Source organism: Nocardia carnea (assembly GCF_029869215.1).
GTDB lineage: Bacteria > Actinomycetota > Actinomycetes > Mycobacteriales > Mycobacteriaceae > Nocardia > Nocardia carnea_B.
In genome coordinates this window covers 1-1,328 of sequence record NZ_JARWPM010000264.1, presented here as the reverse complement: position 1 = coordinate 1,328, position 1,328 = coordinate 1, and the positions used below count along the sequence as shown (strand labels likewise).

At 68.3% G+C, this 1,328-nt stretch carries 2 protein-coding genes; one reads left to right on the top strand and one right to left on the bottom strand.

The features are described 5' to 3' along the window. On the bottom strand, nucleotides 1–437 hold a 437-nt coding region (locus tag QH276_RS18665), incomplete at its 3' end, for a winged helix-turn-helix transcriptional regulator (RefSeq protein ID WP_280398874.1). Nucleotides 438–496: 59 nt separating this feature from the next. Between QH276_RS18665 and QH276_RS18660 the strand changes: the two genes are divergently transcribed. Continuing rightward, nucleotides 497–1,306 carry an oxidoreductase gene (locus QH276_RS18660; RefSeq protein WP_280406829.1) on the top strand — a complete coding sequence of 270 codons (810 nt, stop codon included), beginning with the start codon at nucleotides 497–499 and terminating at the stop codon, nucleotides 1,304–1,306. The last annotated feature ends 22 nt before the right edge of the window (nucleotides 1,307–1,328 follow it).

Here is a 1,328-nt window from a genome sequence, read left to right as displayed (position 1 = left end):
CCTGCCGTGAAGACGAACCGCGGATCCGCTACCGAAGCACCCGACACCGGATCGCTGACCACCGGTTCGACCTCGCGCCCTGTCTCGGAGTCCACGAGAATCATCGCCCGCTGTTCGGGAGGGAGTTGCGCATTGCGCCAGGCCGCCAGCGCGACGAGGACCGGGCGCAGCGACCGGCCGAAGTCGGTCAGCACGTATTCGTAGCGCACCGGGCGCTCCTGATACGCGCGCTTGGCGAGTATGCCCCGGTCGACGAGGGTTTTCAGTCGCGTGGTGAGCATGCTGGAAGACAGGCCGATGTTCTCCAGGTACTGGTCGAATCGGGTGTAGCCGTCGAAACAGTCGTGCAGGATCAGGATCGTCCACCACTCGCCGACGTAGGACACCGCCGTCGACAGGGGGCATTCCCGGTCCTCGATCCGGATACGTGCGGGCATCGGCACCTCCTACTGTCCGGAGCGCATAGTCGTCACCGGTCACTGCTAATCTAGCATCCATGGTTACTTTCAATTTAGAATCCACTCCCCCGAGTGGGGCGGGCACGACGACCCGGAAACGCGCCGTGGTCACCGGCGGTACCCGCGGCGCCGGGGCCGCGATCGCGGAGCGACTCCGCGCGGCGGGCGCCGACGTCACAGTGATTGCCCGCCGCCCCGGCGAACCGGCGCACCCCGACCTGAACCTGGTCACAGCCGACCTGACCGATGCCCGCGCGGCCGGCGAAATCGCTGAAGCAGTGCTCGCCGACCGAACTCCGGACATCCTCGTGCACGTCGCCGGCGGCTCCGGCGCACCGGCGGGCGGGTTCGCTGCACTCGACGACGCGGAATGGGCACGCGAGCTGAACCTCAACCTGCTCGCCGCGGTCCGCCTGGACCGCGCGCTCGTGCCCGCGATGATCGAAACCGGTCACGGTGCGATCGTGCACATCTCCTCGATCCAGGCACGAATGCCGCTGTGGGACAGCACGCTGGCCTATGCCGCCGCGAAAGCCGCACTGCGCGCATACAGCAAGGGGTTGGCCAACCAGCTCGCGCCGCACGGGATCCGCGTGAACACCGTCTCGCCGGGCGGTATCCAGACCGAGGCCGCCGATGCGCTCGTCCGGCGTCTCGCCGACCGATTCGCCGGGGATACCGAGGCCGCGCGGGCTTCCCTGCTCGACGGGCTCGGCGGCGTTCCGCTCGGCCGATTCGCCACCCCGCACGAGATCGCCGAGACGGTCGCCTTTCTCGTCTCCGATCGGGGGTCCGGAATTCTCGGCGCCGACATCGTTGTCGACGGCGGCACCATCCGCACGATCTGACCCGACCACATCAACGACACCC